15 protein-coding genes are annotated in these 16,807 nt (G+C 67.8%); 6 read left to right on the top strand and 9 right to left on the bottom strand.

Features of this window, described 5'->3' with window-relative positions; translation table 11 throughout:
* Window positions 1-209 precede the first annotated feature (209 nt).
* Together AC5P56_RS10910 and AC5P56_RS10905 are read left to right on the top strand one after the other, a co-directional pair.
* Complete coding sequence (locus AC5P56_RS10910; protein ID WP_014647283.1) at window positions 210-794, top strand: TetR/AcrR family transcriptional regulator; 585 nt, start codon at window positions 210-212, stop codon at window positions 792-794.
* A gap of 104 nt (window positions 795-898) precedes the next feature.
* Window positions 899-1,987: a DNA glycosylase AlkZ-like family protein gene (locus tag AC5P56_RS10905; protein WP_495231639.1), complete on the top strand. Its 1,089-nt coding sequence runs from the start codon at window positions 899-901 to the stop codon at window positions 1,985-1,987.
* A gap of 511 nt (window positions 1,988-2,498) precedes the next feature.
* Here AC5P56_RS10905 and AC5P56_RS10900 read toward each other — a convergent pair.
* From AC5P56_RS10900 to AC5P56_RS10885, 4 genes are all read right to left on the bottom strand, one after another.
* A complete protein-coding gene (locus AC5P56_RS10900) occupies window positions 2,499-3,425 on the bottom strand; it encodes an ABC transporter six-transmembrane domain-containing protein (protein WP_111206928.1) in 927 nt (308 codons plus the stop codon).
* Window positions 3,426-3,615: 190 nt separating this feature from the next.
* Window positions 3,616-4,692 (bottom strand): ATP-binding protein, encoded by a 1,077-nt coding sequence (locus tag AC5P56_RS10895; RefSeq protein ID WP_346601051.1) that lies wholly within the window; start codon window positions 4,690-4,692, stop codon window positions 3,616-3,618.
* Window positions 4,693-4,695: 3 nt separating this feature from the next.
* Complete coding sequence (locus tag AC5P56_RS10890; protein WP_049439912.1) at window positions 4,696-5,412, bottom strand: response regulator; 717 nt, start codon at window positions 5,410-5,412, stop codon at window positions 4,696-4,698.
* 53 nt (window positions 5,413-5,465) lie between these two features.
* Entirely contained in the window at window positions 5,466-6,032 is a 567-nt protein-coding gene (locus tag AC5P56_RS10885; protein ID WP_495231638.1) for a hypothetical protein, read from the bottom strand.
* Window positions 6,033-6,269: 237 nt separating this feature from the next.
* On the opposite strand from AC5P56_RS10885, the gene AC5P56_RS10880 reads away from it, so the two are divergent.
* Window positions 6,270-7,451 (top strand): efflux RND transporter periplasmic adaptor subunit, encoded by a 1,182-nt coding sequence (locus tag AC5P56_RS10880; protein WP_049439599.1) that lies wholly within the window; start codon window positions 6,270-6,272, stop codon window positions 7,449-7,451.
* 2 nt (window positions 7,452-7,453) lie between these two features.
* The gene (locus AC5P56_RS10875) at window positions 7,454-9,397 is read left to right on the top strand and encodes a MacB family efflux pump subunit (RefSeq protein WP_495231637.1); all 1,944 of its coding nucleotides are present in this window, start codon (window positions 7,454-7,456) and stop codon (window positions 9,395-9,397) included.
* 114 nt (window positions 9,398-9,511) lie between these two features.
* Here AC5P56_RS10875 and AC5P56_RS10870 read toward each other — a convergent pair whose 3' ends face one another.
* The 3 genes from AC5P56_RS10870 to AC5P56_RS10860 form a co-directional block, all read right to left on the bottom strand.
* Window positions 9,512-10,105 (bottom strand): mechanosensitive ion channel domain-containing protein, encoded by a 594-nt coding sequence (locus AC5P56_RS10870; protein WP_111206931.1) that lies wholly within the window; start codon window positions 10,103-10,105, stop codon window positions 9,512-9,514.
* A gap of 6 nt (window positions 10,106-10,111) precedes the next feature.
* Entirely contained in the window at window positions 10,112-10,978 is an 867-nt protein-coding gene (locus AC5P56_RS10865; RefSeq protein ID WP_032962699.1) for a glucose 1-dehydrogenase, read from the bottom strand.
* A 101-nt stretch (window positions 10,979-11,079) separates the two neighbouring features.
* Window positions 11,080-11,463, bottom strand: coding sequence for a sensory rhodopsin transducer (locus tag AC5P56_RS10860; RefSeq protein ID WP_111206933.1), 384 nt, complete (start codon window positions 11,461-11,463; stop codon window positions 11,080-11,082).
* A 59-nt stretch (window positions 11,464-11,522) separates the two neighbouring features.
* On the opposite strand from AC5P56_RS10860, the gene AC5P56_RS10855 reads away from it, so the two are divergent.
* Window positions 11,523-12,509: a TIGR03885 family FMN-dependent LLM class oxidoreductase gene (locus AC5P56_RS10855; protein WP_049406852.1), complete on the top strand. Its 987-nt coding sequence runs from the start codon at window positions 11,523-11,525 to the stop codon at window positions 12,507-12,509.
* On the opposite strand, the gene AC5P56_RS10850 is transcribed toward AC5P56_RS10855, so the two are convergent.
* The gene (locus AC5P56_RS10850; RefSeq protein ID WP_495231636.1) at window positions 12,479-14,065 is read right to left on the bottom strand and encodes an alpha-amylase family protein; all 1,587 of its coding nucleotides are present in this window, start codon (window positions 14,063-14,065) and stop codon (window positions 12,479-12,481) included. The genes AC5P56_RS10855 and AC5P56_RS10850 overlap by 31 nt on opposite strands.
* A 159-nt stretch (window positions 14,066-14,224) precedes the next feature.
* Here AC5P56_RS10850 and xth point away from each other — a divergent pair, with 159 nt between their 5' ends.
* The gene (gene xth, locus AC5P56_RS10845; RefSeq protein WP_014647270.1) at window positions 14,225-15,019 is read left to right on the top strand and encodes an exodeoxyribonuclease III; all 795 of its coding nucleotides are present in this window, start codon (window positions 14,225-14,227) and stop codon (window positions 15,017-15,019) included.
* Here the strand turns inward: xth and AC5P56_RS10840 are convergent, their stop codons facing one another.
* The gene (locus AC5P56_RS10840; RefSeq protein WP_126412308.1) at window positions 15,020-16,738 is read right to left on the bottom strand and encodes a sensor domain-containing diguanylate cyclase; all 1,719 of its coding nucleotides are present in this window, start codon (window positions 16,736-16,738) and stop codon (window positions 15,020-15,022) included. It lies immediately after the preceding gene.
* Between the last annotated feature and the right edge of the window lie 69 nt (window positions 16,739-16,807).

Raw genomic sequence — 16,807 nt, 5'->3', positions numbered from 1 at the left:
GGCAAGCACGGGGAAAGGGCGCAGCGCAGGGTTGTTGGCTGGGTGGGGACCTGGCGGGAGGTGAGCCATGGGCTCGATCACGGGCAGCGTGCTGGACGCCTTCCGAATTAGTTGAGTAAATTAAACTAAATCAATCGAAGCGGACAAGAGGGTCCCTTTGCTGGCACCCTCAGCAGGGTATGGACGCGCACCGTAAGAGCAGGCACCGTATGAGCACGCACCCCGATCCAACGGCGCCGACCCGTGGCCGCCCGCCCACCATCACCCCGGAGCGTCTGGCCGACATCGGCATCCGCCTGGGCCTGCCCAACCTGACCATGGCCAACGTGGCCGCCGAACTGGCGGTGACCCAGGCAGCGCTGTACAAGCGCGTGGCCAACCTGGAGGCGTTGAAGCGCCTAGTGGCGGAGGCGGTGTTCCAGCGCTGGCAGATTCCGCGCGCGTCGGTCGACGCACCGGGTGGGCTGGAGGCCTATCTGATGGGGTTCGTGGAGTCGCTGTGCGAAGTGGTGAAGGCGCATCCCGGGCTACCGCCCTACCTGCTGCGGCGCACGGTGGCGACCGCGCCGATGCTGGAAAAGATCGCCTCGCACCAGGCGCACGTGGCCGAGGTGTTCGGCCTGCCGGTGGACAAGGCGCGCTGGCTGCTGGCCACGATCGCGTTCTACTGCATCGCCGGTGCCGACACCATCTACGCGATTGCGGATGACGAAGAAGGGCAGGTGATCACCGAGTTCAAGCAGGGCATGCGGGCCCTGGTGATCGGTTCGCTGGAGGTATCGCGGCTTCGGTAGATGCACGCCATGCGTGGATGATCGCGGCCGTTCACCATGACGCCAGCCAGGCGTGGCCTGGCTCTACTGGACGGATCGCGTAGTGTCGAGAATACAATGCGGCCATGCCTGCCACGCCCACTCTCGATGACCTTCGCCGCTACGCGGTGGCGCGCACCTTGTTCAAGCCGACCACGCTGCTGAGCGCGATCCGGCGGTTGGGCTTCGTGCAGGCCGACCCGATCCGCGCACCCGCTCGCGCGCAGGACCTGACCCTGCGCCACCGGGTGAAGGACTACCGCGCGGGCGATCTTGAGCGCCGCTACACGCGTCTGCCGGTGGAAGAGGATTGCCTGGTGAACTACGGCTTCCTGCCGCGCGAGCATCTGGCGCTGATGCACCCACGGGTTTCCAAGCGCGAGTGGGATGCCGAGACCCATCGCCGTGCGGCCGACGTGCTGGCCTTTGTGCGCGAGCGTGGCAGCGTGCACCCGCGCGAGGTCGACCAGGCCTTTGCGCATGGGCGGGTGACCAACTACTGGGGCGGCACCAGCAACGCCAGCACGCATCTGCTGGATGGCATGCACTACCGCGGCCTGCTGCGGGTGCAACGGCGCGACAGCGGTACGCGCATCTATGCGGTGGCCGATCATGCCGAGCCCGACTCCAGCGAACAGGCGCAGATCGAACGTGCCGCCGCCCTGATCGACCTGGTGGTGCGCAAGTACGCGCCGCTGCCCTCGGCCAGCCTGACCTATCTGGTGCGCCTGCTGGGCTATGGCGCGCCGCACCTGGCCGAGCAGACCCGCAAGGCATTGGCGCTGGCCAAGCAACAACTGGCCAGCTGCACGCTGGAAGGCACCACCTGGTACTGGCCGGCGGACGAGAATCCGCGCTCGCGCCGCCATGCACCGGATGAGCAGGTGCGCCTGCTGGCGCCGTTCGACCCGGTGGTGTGGGACCGCCGCCGCTTCGAGCTGTTGTGGGATTGGGTGTACAAGTTCGAGGCCTACACGCCTGCACCGAAACGCCAGTACGGCTACTACGCACTGCCGGTGTTGTGGCATGAGCAGGTGGTGGGCTGGGCCAACTTGAGCGTGCGCGAGGGTGAGTTGGTGTCGAGCGTGGGCTATGCAGGCAAGTCGCTGGCCCGCGACAAGGTATTTCGTGGCGCGCTGGACGACGAGCTGCAGCGCATGGCAGAGTTCCTGTAGCGCCAAGCGGCGCATGGGTATCTATCGATCCCGGTAGCCGCCAACCTGGGTTGGCGCTGGCTCCCATCGGTGCCCACCAAGGTGGGCAGCTACCAGAGCAACACCGCTCAGGCCTGGTAGCCACCAACCTGGGTTGGCGCTGGCTTCCATCGGTGCCCACCAAGGTGGGCAGCTACCAGAGCAACACCGCTCAGCCCTGGTAGCCGCCAACCTTGGTTGGCGCTGGCTCCCGTCGGTGCGCGCCAAGGTGGGCAGCTACCAGGGCAACACCGCTCAGGCCCGGTAGCCGCCCACCTTGGTTGGCGCTGGCTCCCATCGGTGCCCACCAAGGTGGGCAGCTACCAGAGCAACACTGCTCAGGCCCGGTAGCCGCCCACCTTGGTTGGCGCTGGCTCCCATCGGTGCCCACCAAGGTGGGCAGCTACCAGAGCAACACTGCTCAGGCCCGGTAGCCGCCAACCTTGGTTGGCGCTGGCTTTCATCGGTGCCCACCAAGGTGGGCAGCGACCGGTCAAGCGGCGCCCTTGTGGTCCGCATCGTCCATGCCGGGGCTGACACGGCGGCCGATATCCTTCAGCCGCGCAAGCTGATCCACCATTGAAGGCGCATCGTCCAGGCTGCCGACGAAGGTCCACAGGTAGGTCATCACCGCGTAGACGTGGCCCGGTGTAACGCCTTCACTGGTGGCAAGGCGGCCGATGGTCAGCGCGAACAATGCCGCGGCAGCCAGCCCGATCACCACATAGGCGCCGGCTTCGCGGTCGGACAGCAGGATGCGCAGGCGCGACAGCGTGGTGTAGTGGCGGCGCAGCACCGAGGGGCTGACCCGGTCGACCAGCCGGATTTCGTGTTCCAGGCGGTTGTTCAGTCGGCCGTGCAACTGCTCGTTGCGACGTGCGAACCAGGGCAGCACCAGCAGGGCGCCGAGCAGGGTGGCCAGGCCAGCGGCACCGACCATCGGCTCGATCGCCAGCAGCATGGCCACTGCACCGAACATCGATGCCAGCGCGGTGGCGATGATCGGCACGTGCTTTTCAAAGAAGTCGACGAACTCGCGGGCCAGCACCACGCGTGCCGCCGAAGTGGACGTCGCCTGGCCCAACCGGCGCTGCGCCTGCACCACGCTCACTGCCAGATCGGCATAGATGCGGGTGAAGGTGCGCGTATCCACCGCCCGACGGGCGGCACCCACCAGCCAGAACAGCAGTACCACGCCGGCATAGGAGATGGCATGGCCGATGTTGCCGCTGATGATCGCGTCTACCGCGAAGCCGGCGAACAACGGATAGGCCAGCAGCAGGGTGTTCTCCAGCGCCACCAGCGAGAACGTGCCGGTCAGCTGCCAGGGGTAGGTGCGCAGGATGGCCTTGAGCGTGGCGGCCGCATTCTGCTGGCCGATGCTGCCGGCGGCGGCCGCTGGATCGTGGGGGTGTTGCATGGGATGCCTGGGGGGTTCGGGGACAGGGCAGGGGACGGATGCCTGCCATCTGCCGGGTAGCGCCCAGTATCTGCAGCCCTTTGGAGCGGGCATGGAGGGATGATGGAGATTGCGTGGAGAAATCGGCGGCGTTCAGCCACGCGCGTGGTGCCCACCAAGGTGGGCTGCTACCAGGGCAGCGTCTACGGCCTCAACGGCGCACGTGCACCGGCCAGCGGATCTCGAACGAACTGCCGCCACGCTCGGTAGCTCGGCACTGCGCCGTTCCGTGATGGGCCACGGCAATCGCACGCACGACCGCCAGGCCGAGACCTGAGCCCCCACTCTGCCGTGAGCGCGACACATCGGTGCGCTGGAAGGCTTCGAAAATGCTGTCGCGCAGGTCGTCCGGCACGCCGGGGCCACCATCTTCCACGGCCACCGCGCACTGCCCCTCAGCGAGGGTGACGCGCACCCGCAGCGGGCAGGGGATGGCATGGCGACGGGCGTTCTCCAGCAATGCCAGCACCGCCTGGCGGATGCGGGCCGGATCGCAGTCCGCCAGCGACGGCCGCGCATCCAGGCTCACCGAGAAGCCACTTTCGGTCAGCGCCTCGGACATCGCCTCCACCACCGCCGCCACCTGCACGCTGACGTCGCTGCGTTGCAGGCGCAGATCCAGGTGGCCACTCTCGGCCAGGCTGACCACGCGCAGGTCCTCGATGATGCGGGTCAGTCCCTCCAGCTGGGTGAGCATGCTGTTGAACTGCTCGGGGCCCGGCTCGAATACACCTTCGGCGATGCCTTGCAGGCGGCCACGCAGGATGGTCATCGGCGTGCGCAGTTCGTGTGCGATGGCCGCGTTCCAGAACACACGGTTCTCGGACATCCGGCTGAGCCGCTCGGCCATGGAATTGAAGTCGTTGACCAGCGTGGCGGCCTCGGCCATCGAGGTGTCGCCGCCGCGCGCGCGCGCCTCCAGGTCACCGCTGGCCACGCGACGCAGGCTTGCGGCCACCGAATTCAACGGGGTGATGATGCGCCGGGTCAGGCGAGACGCGATCAGGGTGGCCAACGCCACCACCACGGTGGCGGTCAGGCCGATCCACAGCCACTCCAGCCCGGAGGGCATCATGGACTTCGGCTCGTCATACCAGCGCGGATAGAACACCTCCAGCAGGTAGTAGAACAGGTAGAAACCGCTGATCGACAGCACGGTCGAACACAGCGAGGCCACCGTGATGGACAGCGTGATCTGGCGCCCGATGCTCTTGCCTTTGGGGTTCATCATTCAGTCCAGGAAGCGGTAGCCGACGCCACGGATGGTGGCGGGAATGCCGATCACGCCGACATCCTCGAGCTTGCGCCGCAGCTTGCTGACGTGGCTGTCGACGGTGCGCTCCTGCGCATCGCCCTCGGGCAGGCAGGCGTGCAGCAGGTCCACCCGCGCATGCACCTGGCGCGGCGCGCGCGCCATGTGCACCAACAGCCGGAATTCGGTGAGGGTGAAGTTCAGTGCGTGCGCCTGCTCGCCGTTGCGGACCGTCACTTCGTGGCTGCGCAGGTCGATCTCGAACGGGCCCTGGCGGATCAGCCCGGTGGGTTCTTCGGCCACGCTGCGGGCACTGCGGCGCAGCACGGCCTGGATGCGTGCAACGATCTCAGCGGGATTGAATGGTTTGGCCACGTAGTCGTCAGCGCCCACACGCAGGCCGGTCAGCTTGTCCACGTCCTGGTCGAGCGCGGTGAGCATGATCACCGGCGTGTTGCCGCGACGCCGCAGTTCGCTCAGCACCTGCCAGCCATCCAGCTTGGGCATCTGCACATCCAGCAGTACCAGGTCCGGGTGCAGCTGGCGGTGGCTGGCAAGCGCCGCCTCGCCGTCGGCGGCGCGTGCGCTGCGCAGGCCCGAACGGGCCAGGTAGGCACCGAGGATGTCGGCGATCTCGCTCTCATCTTCGGCAATCAGCACCAAGGGGGGCTGTCGGTTACGGGGTTCGTATTTCATGGCGTACGGCGGGTTCGATGCCAGGGCGGGCAGGGGCCGGATCAGGGGCAGGGTCATCGTCGGCGTTCCCCGGCCTGCGCCTCTTCGTTGGCCGCCCAGGCCAGCGTGGCCAGCACCAGCGAGCGCTGCAGGCTGGGGTCCACCGAACCCGCGCCGCGCAGCTGCTGCAGCGTCAGGGTAGACACCGCGGCAGGCAGCGCGTTCCAGCGCAAGGCCATGGGGGTGGCGTTCACCCGGGCCTGCAGCCGCGAGGCCATGCCCACGATGGCGCGCAGGCGCACTGCCAGCAGGGCGGCGACCACGGCGGTGGCGGGCGCAAGCAGCAGATGCAGGTTGACGTTGGCGGCCGGAGGTGTTGCCGACCAGAACGCCAGGCCGATCAAGGCCAGCGATGCGAGCGACCCGGAGCGGCGGGTGCGTCCGGGCCCGTCACTGCGGAACCCCAGCAGGGCGGCGGCCCCGAAGCCGGCCAGCAACGGCAGTCGCGGATACGGTGCGACCCACATCCATGTGCTGGTCGATGCCAGCACCAGTGCGATCAACCACGGCGAAGGCGCACACCACGCCAAGTAGGCACGGCGCACATCGAGGGGTGGCAGGTCCGGGTAGGAAAGGGGCACGGCAGGCTGGCAGTCGGCGAGGCCGCCGAGGCTAGCGACCGTTGATGGAGACTTGGTCGAGATTGTGTCGAGATTGCGTGGAGCCGCGCCATGGATTCAGCGGCCGACGCGGTCCCTGAACGGCGGTCGCGTCTCCATCCAATCTCCACAGCCGCTCCAAGAAACATCCACCTGGGGCTTCCAGACTGCGGCCCTGGCGGTCGCACCGGGCGACTGCACGCACCCCCGGAAGTTTCGATGAACAACCGCAGGACCTGGATCATTGCCGCAACGCTGGCCGTTCTTGCCGGCGGCGGTTGCTGGTGGGCGTTTGCCGATGGCGAGGATGCCGCGTTGATCACCGCACCGGCAAGGGTCGCCGGTCTGGAAAAGACCGTGCAGGCGGTCGGCCGGGTCAATCCGAAAGAACTGGTGGCCGTGGGCGCGCAGGTCTCGGGGCAGGTCACGCGCCTGCATGTGGTGCTGGGCCAGCACGTGCGGGCCGGCGACCTGATTGCCGAAGTGGATTCACAACCGCAGCGCATTGCCCTGCGCAGTGCCGAAGCCGCCGCCAACGCGCTGCGTGCGCAACATGCGGCCAGCCAGGCGCGCTACCGCCAGGCCCTTCGCACGTACGATCGCCAGTCGCAGCTGGTGGCGTCGCGGCTGGTCTCGCAGGAAGGCTTCGAAGCGGCACGTGTGGCGCGCGATGCGGCGCGTGCGGATGCCGCTGCGTTGCAGGCGCAGATCGACCAAGCGGTGACCCAGGTGGAAACCGCCCGCATCAACCTGGGCTACACGCGTATCGTGTCGCCGTCCGAGGGCTACATCGTGGCCATCGTCACCAAGGCGGGGCAGACGCTGAACTCGATGCAGACCACGCCGACCATCGTGATGCTGGCACAGATGGACACGATGACGGTGCGCGCCGAGATCGCCGAGGCTGACGTGGAACTGATCGCACCCGGCCAACCGTTGTGGTTCTCGACGCTGGGACCGAGCGGGCGCCGCTATGAATCGCACCTGCAGCAGCTTGAGCCAGCGCCGTCGTCGATTGCCGACGCGTCCAGCGGCAACAGCGGCGGATCGGCGCAGACGCCGAAAGCGGTGTACTACGCGGGGCTGTTCGACGTGGCCAATCCGGGCTTGATGCTGAAGCCTTCGATGACGGTGAAAGTGACGATCCAGCTGGCACGCGTGGCCAATGCACTGCAGGTGCCGCTGACCGCCCTGAGCGAGTCCGACGACAAGAACGGCAACGGCGCAACCGTGCGGGTAGTCGATGCGAAAGGCCGCGCCCACGAGCGCGCTGTGACTACCGGCCTGCGCACCGCCACCGCCGTGCAGATCCTCTCTGGCCTGGAAGCGGGCGAGAACGTGGTGGTCGGCCAGGCGCCCAGCGGTGGCGATGCCGAACCCACCAGCCTGCTGGGGATGTGAGCATGGCCGACGCACTGCTGGAATTGAAGGGCGTATCGCGCGCCTATCGCTCGGCCGCCGGCGAGGTGGTGGTGCTGAAGGAGGTCTCGCTGCGCATCGATGCCGGCGAGTTCATCGCCATCATCGGCCCCTCGGGTTCGGGCAAGTCCACGCTGATGAACATCCTGGGCTGCCTGGATCGGCCGACCGAAGGCAGCTACCGCGTGGAGGGGGCTGCGACCGAGCAGATGTCGCCTGACCAGCTGGCGCGCCTGCGCCGCGAGCACTTCGGCTTCATCTTCCAGCGCTACAACCTGATGGAGAACCTCAGTGCCACCGAGAACGTGGCCTTGCCCGCCGTCTATGCCGGGGTGGAGGCCGATGCGCGCACCACGCGTGCCCGCCTGCTGCTGGAAACGCTCGGCCTGGGCGAGCGGACCGCGAACCGGCCCAGCCAGTTGTCCGGCGGCCAGCAGCAGCGCGTCTCCATCGCACGCTCGCTGATGAACGGCGGCGCGATCGTGCTGGCCGATGAGCCGACCGGCGCGCTGGATCATGCCAGTGGCAGGCAGGTGATGGCGGAGCTCAAGCGCCTGCATGCGCAGGGCCATACCGTGATCCTGGTCACCCACGATGCGGCGATTGCTGCCCACGCGTCACGGGTGATCGAGATCGCCGATGGGCGTGTGGTGGCGGATCGCCAGGAGCGCGGCCCTTCGGTGCGGCGGCGTGCGGACGAACCGGGGCGCACACCCACGGCGGCTACCGAGCGGCGCGCCCGCATCGATGCCGTGCGCGAGGCGACGCGCATGGCGGTGCGTTCGATGCTGGCCCATCGCCTGCGCACCCTGCTGACCATGCTCGGCATCATCATCGGCGTGGCCGCGGTGGTGACCGTGGTTGCGCTGGGCAAAGGCGCGCAGGCGCAGGTCGAGGCGCAGATAAACGCGCTGGGCGCCAGCACGCTGGAGATCTTCCCGGGCGCCGATTTCGGTGACCCGCGCTCGGCGGAGATCGAAACGCTGGTGGTAGGCGATGCCGATCACCTGGCCGCCCTGAGTTACGTGGACAGTGTCAGCCCCAACCTCAGCGGTTCGGTAGCAGCACTGCAGGGCGGCCGACGAGCCAATACGCAGGTGCTGGGCGCCGGTGCCGATCTGCCGCGCGTGCGCGGGCTTCGCCTGAAGGCCGGCCGGTTCTTCACCGATGCCGAGGTGGAGGCGCATCGGGCAGTGGGCGTGGTCGACCAGAAGGCAGCGAAGGCACTGTTCACTGGCAACCCCGTCGGCAGCACGGTGCTGCTGGGCGGCATGCCGGTCGAGGTGATCGGCGTGGTGGGTGCCAATGCATTCGCCGGTGGGGCCACGCCAACCGTCTACGTTCCCTATACGTCGGCTGCCTCCCGGCTGCTGGGCAGCCAGCGCCTGGAGAGCATCACCGTGCGCGTACGCGACAACGTACCCACCAATGCCGCCGAGGCCTCGCTGGGCGCCGAGCTGGAGCGCCTGCATGGTCGTCGCGATTTCTTCATCTACAACTCGGACCAGATCCGCAAGGCGGTGATGAAATCCAGCCAGACCATGGCGGCGCTGGTTTCGGCGATCGCGGCGGTGGCGCTGGTGGTTGGCGGCGTGGGCGTGATGAACATCATGCTGGTGTCGGTGAAGGAGCGCGTGCGCGAGATCGGCGTGCGGCTGGCGGTGGGGGCGAGGCAGGGCGACATCCTGCGCCAGTTCCTGATCGAGGCGGTGCTGATCTGCCTGTCCGGTGGCGTGCTGGGCGTACTGCTGGCCTTCGCCGTGGGTGCGCTGTCCAGCCTGCTGTCGCTGGGGGTGCCCTTCCTGTTCACGCCAGGGCCGGTGCTCGCCGCGCTGGCATGTTCGTCTGCGACCGGGCTCGGTTTCGGCTACTTCCCGGCACGCAACGCCGCACGGCTGGACCCGATCCAGGCATTGGCAGCGGAGTAGGGTCGCCCGCTGTGGCACCTTGAGCCGAGCCCACGCTCGGCTGCGCTCCGTTCGGCCGCGACGCACCCTGCGCTGCGCGCAGCGAGCCGAGCATGGGCTCGGCTCTACAGCGACTCAGCGTACCTTGCCCTTTATCGGCAGGCTGCCCGGCAGCTGCGAATAGCCGCTGTCACCCCAGTGCCGGGTGATGCGCTGGAAGAACAACGAGTTCGGCACGCGCAGCAGGCAACCGCGCGCGCCTTCGCCACGGTCACTCAGCGTGGTGTAGATCAGGTTGATGTCCACCACCTGGCCGCACAGGCCCGGCTTGTCCACGCTTTCCAGCACTTCGATCGTGTCGTTGATGCGGAACGGTCGCGTAGCCACGATCAGGAACGAACAGAACAGGTTGGACAACACGCTCCACGCGGCAAAGAACGCCACCGCACCGACCGCCATGAACCCGGTCAGCGCGGTCCACAGCACCGAGCGCGAAACGCCCAGCCGCTCCAGTATCAGCAGCGTGGCCGCCAGATACAGCAGCAATGCACCGCCGCGGCGCAGGCCCACATGAAGCTCTGGAGCCAGCCTGCCGCGCTGCCGGGCCTGCACGAGCAGCCACGCCAGTGCACGCACCATCAGCCAGGCCACCCCGAGAATGACCAGCACCTCGGCCACCGGTACCACCACCAGCAGCCAATCCGCGATCCAGCCAGGCAGTCCGGCCATGGGCGGTCACAGCGTTGCCGCGCCGCCGGAGATGGTCAGCAAGGCACCGGAGGTATAACTGGCGCTGTCCGAAGCCAGCATCACGTAGGCCGAGGCCAGTTCCGCGGGCTGCCCGGGGCGGCCGAACGGCGTCTGCGAGCCGAATTGCTCGACCTCTTCGGAGGCCATGCCTGCCGGAATGAACGGTGTCCAGATCGGGCCGGGCAGCACGGCGTTGACGCGTATCTGGTGCTCGGCCAGCAGGCCCGCCAGCCCCAGCGTCAGGTTGGCGACGGCGCCCTTGGTCGCAGAGTACGGAAGGATGTTCGGGGTCGGTCGCTTGGAATTGACCGATGCGGTGTTGATGATCGCGCCGCCACCGCGCAGGTGTGGCACGCACAACCGCGTCAGATTGAACACGGCATGGACATTGGTATCGAACGTCCGCTTCCAGTCATCCAGGGTGATGTCGTCGAAGTGCTCGTAGTAGCGCTGGTAGGCCGCGTTGTTGACCAGGATGTCGAGACCGTCCAGCTCGCTGGCCACGCGGTCGACCAGCGAGCGCGCCTGCGCCGGGTCGCTGATGTCACACGGTACCAGCACGGCCTTGCGCCCGGCCTGTTCGATCTGCTGCTGCACATGGCGGGCGTCGTCCTGCTCGCCATCAAGAAAGGCGATGGCGACGTCGGCACCCTCGCGCGCGAAAGCGATGGCCACCGCTGCGCCGATGCCGCTGTCACCGCCGGTGATCAGTGCCTTCTTGCCCTGCAGCAGGCCATGGCCGCGGTAGCTGTCCTCGCCGTGGTCCGGCCGGGGCTGCATCTGCGCGGTCTTGCCGGGGAAGGATTGCTGCTGCGCCGGGAAGGGCGGACGTGGGTAGTCGGGCAGGGCCATCGTCACTCTCCGAAAGGGAACCTGGCGGCAGTCTCGCTCGGCGCGGGTAAACGGCCGGAGGGCGCGGTGTCGTGGCAGCGTGGACGACTGCGCACGGTGCTTCACAACGGATGGGCGATCGTGGTCATGATGCTGTTGGCCGGCTGCCGTGAATCCAGCCGCGTGTGCTGCACGATGATCGGCTGGTCGGATTCGATGAGGGTGGCGAAGCCGGTGCCGCGTGGCACCTGCGCCGGATCCTGCAGGTCGTTGAAGCGCAGGTGGCAGGTGCGTCGTGCTGGCACGGTGATCCGGTAGGGACCGACAGGATCGCGGTCCTCGAAGTAGAGGGTCAGCGTGACATGCGCGTCCTCGTTGCCCGCATTGAGGACGCAGCAGGTTTCGTGACTCTGCATCTCCGGCGACGGGCCGTTGCTCCAGGCTGGAATGTAGCCTTCGGCGATAGCCCAGCGTCGATGCCCGATGCAGGAGGTGTTCGTTTCCATGACGCCGTTTTAGCTGGAGGGGTGTTGCCATCGTGTCCAGTCCCCGCACGGAATCCGTGATGACCATCGGCTACCACGCATCGCATGAGCAGTTCCCGCCCGCCACCTTGCTGGGCCTGGCGCTGCGCGCCGAACAGGCGGGATTCGAGGCTTTGATGTGCTCGGACCATTTCCACCCGTGGACGACTGCGCAAGGGCAGTCCGGCCACAGCTGGGTATGGGCCGGCGCGCTGGCGGTGCAGAGCGCATTGACCCTGGGCATGGTGACCTGCCCGATGCTGCGCCAGCACCCGGCATTGGTGGCACAGGCAGCGGCGACGCTGGAGCAGTTGGCGCCGGGCCGGATCTGGCTGGCGCTGGGTACCGGCGAGGCCCTGAACGAGCGCATCACCGGCCAGCCGTGGCCAGCCAAGCGCGAGCGGCAGAAGGCATTGCGCGATGCGGCCGAGGTGATGCGGCGGCTGTGGGGCGGCGAGCAGGTCGACCACGACGGTGGCTTCCGGGTGCGCCAGGCACGGCTCTACAGTCGCCCGGCGCTTCCCCTGCCGCTGCTGGGGGCGGCCGTCACCGAGGAAACCGCACGCTGGATGGGGGGCTGGGCCGATGGCCTGATCACCATCAGCCAGCCACTGGCGCAGTTGCGGCGTGTGGTGGCGGCGTTCGAGGACGGCGGCGGCAGGGGCAAGCCGATGTACCTGCAGGCCAAGCTCTCCTACGCGCGCGCCGAACAGGCGGCGCTGGAAGGCGCGATGGAGCAGTGGAGCGCCAACGTGCTGCCGCCGGAACTGGCCGAAGGCCTGGACCAGCCCGAACAGTTCGAAGCACAGGCCCGATCGGTCAGCGCCGAGGTGGTGCGCGAGCACGTGCATGTCTCGGCAGACCTGGGCCAGCATCGGGCCTGGCTGCAGGAGCTGCAGTCCCTGGGGTTCGATCGCATCTACCTGCACAACGTGAACCGCGAGCAGGAACGCTTCATCGACGACTTCGCCGAACACGTACTGCCTGCGCTGCGCACTCAGGCACCCTCGGCAGCCAGCCACGTATAGCCATGGCCCTGCAGGTAGCAGCGACGACCCTGCAGTTTGGCGCCGTGGCCCACCAGCGTGTGCAGCGGGCCGTGCAGGGGTACGTCCACCTCAACCGGGTTGTCGCCGAAGTTGATCAGTGCCAGTGCCTGATGGGGTGCCTCACCGAAGCGGAGCATCAGCAGCGCGGGTGAGGGTGGGTCGAGCGTGTGTGGCCCCTGCTGCAGCACGGGATGGGCATTGCGTTGCTGCAGCAGCTCGCGCACCCGCAGCAGCAGTGAGTCCGGCATCGCGCGTTGCGCCTCGACATTCACCGTGCCGTAACCGTAGGGGCCGTCCGCCGGTGGCGCGCGCCAGGCATGCCGCGATTGGTCGGTGAACCCAGCCCCTGGGCCGTCATGCCAGTGCATCGGCATGCGCACAGCATTGCGTTCGGGCAGCTCCAGGCAATCACCGAGGCCGATCTCTTCGCCATAGCGGATCACCGGCACCTGGCCCAGCGACAGCAGCGCCGCCCAGGCCATTGCCTGCCATGCGATGTCGCCGTCCAGCATCGGTGCCAGCCGGCGGCGGACGCCACGGCCATAGATGCGCATGCCACGCTCAGGAGCGAAACGTTCCATCACCGCTTCGCGCTCATCCGGCTCCAGCTGCTCCAGGTCCAGTTCATCATTGTTGCGCAGCCAGGCAATGCGTGTGTCCGGCGGCGCGTGCGGGCCGTACTCGGCCATGACCCGCGCCACTTCGCTGGCATCGCCGCGTGCCAGTGCCAGGAAGAAGTGATTGTTGAGGTGGAAATCGAGCAGGTGCGAAAGCCGCCGCCCCTGGCACAGGAAGTCACCGTAGCGGGACGCGCGGACATCCGCTTCGCCGATCAACGGCAGCCCTGGCTGCTGTGCGTCTGCCGTGGCGCGCATCGCCTCCAGCAGCCACAGCCCGTCGTCGCGCGGGTCCGCGTGGCGCGCGCGCTCGACCATGTACGGGACCGCGTCGACGCGGAAGCCGGCCACGCCGCGCTGCAGCCAGAACGTCATTACCTGCAGCAGTTCCTCGCGTACCGGCGCATGGGCCAGGTCGAGGTCTGGCTCGTGCCGGTAGAACATGTGCCGGTTGAACGCGCCGGCCTCGGCATCCCAGGTCCAGACAGAGGCCTCGATCGGCGGGAACATCGGCTGCAGGCCGTCGTCAGGCATGTGGTCGCTCCACAGGTACCAGCGGCGCCAGGCCGGGTCACCCTGCTGCGCGGCGACGAACCACGGGTGCGCGCTGGCGGTGTGCTGCATCACCAGTTCGACGATGATGCCGATGCCACATGCGTCGGCGGCATCGACCAGGCGCTGGAACGCGGCCTGGTCGCCCAGGCGTGGATCGATACGGTAGTGATCGGTGACATCGTAGCCACCATCGCGGCCGGCGTTGCAGTAGAACGGCAGCAGCCAGACATGGCTGATGCCAAGCCACTGCAGGTAGTCCAGCTTTTCCGTGATGCCATCCAGCGTGCCCCAGCCGCGGCCGTCGCTGTCGCGGAACAGGTAGGGGTCGATCTGGTAGATGGCGCGCAGCGGACGCACCGCCATGGGCTTCTCCGGCACTGTTCACGGATGACCAGCCTGCTGTCGCGCGTGGCAGCGGTTCGTGAAACGAATGGCACCGCATCATGACGTGGCATCCACGGCCCGTGCATGCGCGGGCGCGCAGAGTGAATGCTCATTCCCGGCACCGAGGAGGCTTCCTGCATGGCCCGACGCAAGACGCTTCGTATTGCCACGTTCAACGTCAACGGCATCGGCACGCGCCTGCCACAGCTGCTGGACTGGCTGCACAGGGAATCGCCGGACGTGGTTGCCCTGCAGGAACTGAAGGCGACCGACGCGGCGTTTCCGGCTGCGTCGTTGGAGGAGGCTGGGTACGGTGCGCTCTGGCAAGGTGAGGCGCGCTGGAACGGCGTGGCGTTGCTGGCTCGCGGGACCACGCCGGTCGAGAGCCGCCGCCGATTGCCCGGCGAGCCCAGCGACACGCAGAGCCGCTACCTGGAGGCGGCGGTGCACGGGGTCATCGTGGGTGCCCTCTACCTGCCCAACGGAAACCCGCAGCCCGGGCCCAGGTTCGACTACAAGCTGCGCTGGATGGAGCGCCTGATCCGGCACGCGCGCAGCCTGGTCGAACTGCCGCACCCGGCGTTGCTGCTGGGTGATTTCAACGTGATTCCCACCGAAGCCGACGTCTACGACCCCAAGGCCTGGCGCCGCGATGCGCTGTTCCAGCCCGAGGTTCGCGATGCCTTCGAGCGGCTGCTTGCGCAGGGCTGGACCGATGCGCTGCGGAAGGTGCACGGCGACGCCACGATCTACACCTTCTGGGACTATTTCCGCCAACATGCCGAGCGCGACCGTGGGCTGCGCATCGATCATCTGCTGTTGAATCCCGTACTGGCGGAGCGACTGAAGGACGCTGGCGTCGACCGTTGGGTGCGTCTGCAGGAGAAGGCCAGCGACCACGCGCCGACGTGGGTGACGGTGCGGGCGGCGTGATCAACGCACGGCGGGGCCTTCGCGCCGCTCGCGGCGCACGCGCGCGCGGGTCCGGTAGAGGCGGCTGTCCGCCTTCTGGATGGTGTCGGCCACAGGCTCACCGGCCGTGTTGATGGCTGCACCCATCGAGAAAGCGCTGGGCGACAGCGCAGCGTGGTCCTGGTACCAGTGCTCCAGTTCGCTCAACCGGCCATCCGCGGGCGCGACCAGTACCACCATGAATTCGTCGCCGCCCAGCCGCACCACCGTCTCCTCCTTGCCCAGCGGCGAGCGCAGGAAGGTGGCGAACTCGACCAGGACGGCGTCGCCGCGGCGGTGGCCCTGGGTGTCGTTGATGTGCTTGAAGTGGTCCAGATCGAACATCACGCAGGCCCAGCGCTCATCAATCAGTTCATCCAGCCGGTGCAGATAACGCCGGTTGTAGCACTGCGTGAGGGGATCCTTGAAGGACATTTCGCGCAGCTGCTGCTCCTGCATCCTCAGCGCGGTGACGTCCTGTGCATGCCCCAGCACGTAGGGCGGGCTGGCCTCGCTGTCGAGCACGTTGTGGTACGCCCAGTAGTGGCGCGTACCGTCGGCGGCAATCAGCTCGATCACGCCAGCGTCGGTGTGGTTTGCCTGGATCCGAGCGAGGTAGGCCTTGAAGCCCTCGCGTTTTTCCGGTGGCATCAGGTCGCACAGGCTGCGCCCGACCATCTGGCTTTCCTCGAAGCCCAGCGACTGCACCGCCGCGGGATTCACCGAGGTCAATGTCCCGTCCAGCGTGTGGGTGCAGATCAGGCCCAGGCTGTAGTGGAACAGCCGCCGGTAGCGGGTCTCGCTCGCTTCCAGCGCGTCGAGCGCGGCTCGCTCGTCCGTGATGTCCTGGATCGCCCCGACCAGGCGCGGATGGCCGTCGACCTGTTGCCGGCTGCCGACCACCCGGGTCCAGATCGCGCGCCCGTCGGCGGTGGTCATTGGCAGCTGCACCTCCCAGGACGTGCCTTCGTCGATGCAACGCTGCACGGCCGCGCGGATGATGTTGCGGCTGTCTTCGCGGTAGAACGACAGCGCGGTGTCGAGCGTCGGTTCAAAGTTGCTGCGCACGCCGTGCAGCTGTTTGGTCTCGCGGGTCCAGCGCACTTCGTTGGTGACCAGGTCCATCTCCCAGCCGCCCACCCGGGCGGCGCGGTTGGTCCGCTCCAGGAAGTCTTCGCTGCGTTTCAGCTCGCGATGCAGCGCTTTCGCCTGGCCAACCTGCGCCATCAGGGTACTGCGCTGTTCCAGCACCTGGGTGGTGACCCGCGCCAGATGCACCATCAGTTCGCGCTGGGAGGGGGACAGCACGCCGGGCATCGGGTCGAGCAGGCACAGCGTGCCAATGCGTGCACCATGGGCCGAGCCCAGCGGGATGCCGGCGTAATGCCGGATGCGCGGCCCGGCGGTCACCAGGGGATTGGTCGAGAAGCGAGGGTCCTGGCGCGCGTCGGGTATCTCGAACAGCTCGTCGTGGCGGATCGCATGCGTGCAGAAGGAGATCTCGCGGGCCGTTCCGGTGACGGCCTCCAGCCCGATATTGGCCTTGAACCACTGCCGGTCTTCGGCCACCACGGTGATCAGCCCCATGGTCATGCCGGTCGCGGCGCGGGCGGCGGCGACGATGGCATCGAACACCGGCTCGGGAGGCGTATCCAGCAGGTGCAGTCGTTCGATTTCGAGCAGACGTTCGGCTTCGTCCATGGCGCTTTTCAGGGCTGGGTAGCGAGGGCGGTTGCGGCAGCTGGCTGGCGCTACGCTAGTGCGCACGGC

Source organism: Stenotrophomonas sp. YJH_SMC_131, from assembly GCF_059367975.1.
The sequence above is the reverse complement of the archived record's forward strand: the minus strand, read 5'-3'. Positions and strand labels throughout refer to the sequence as shown.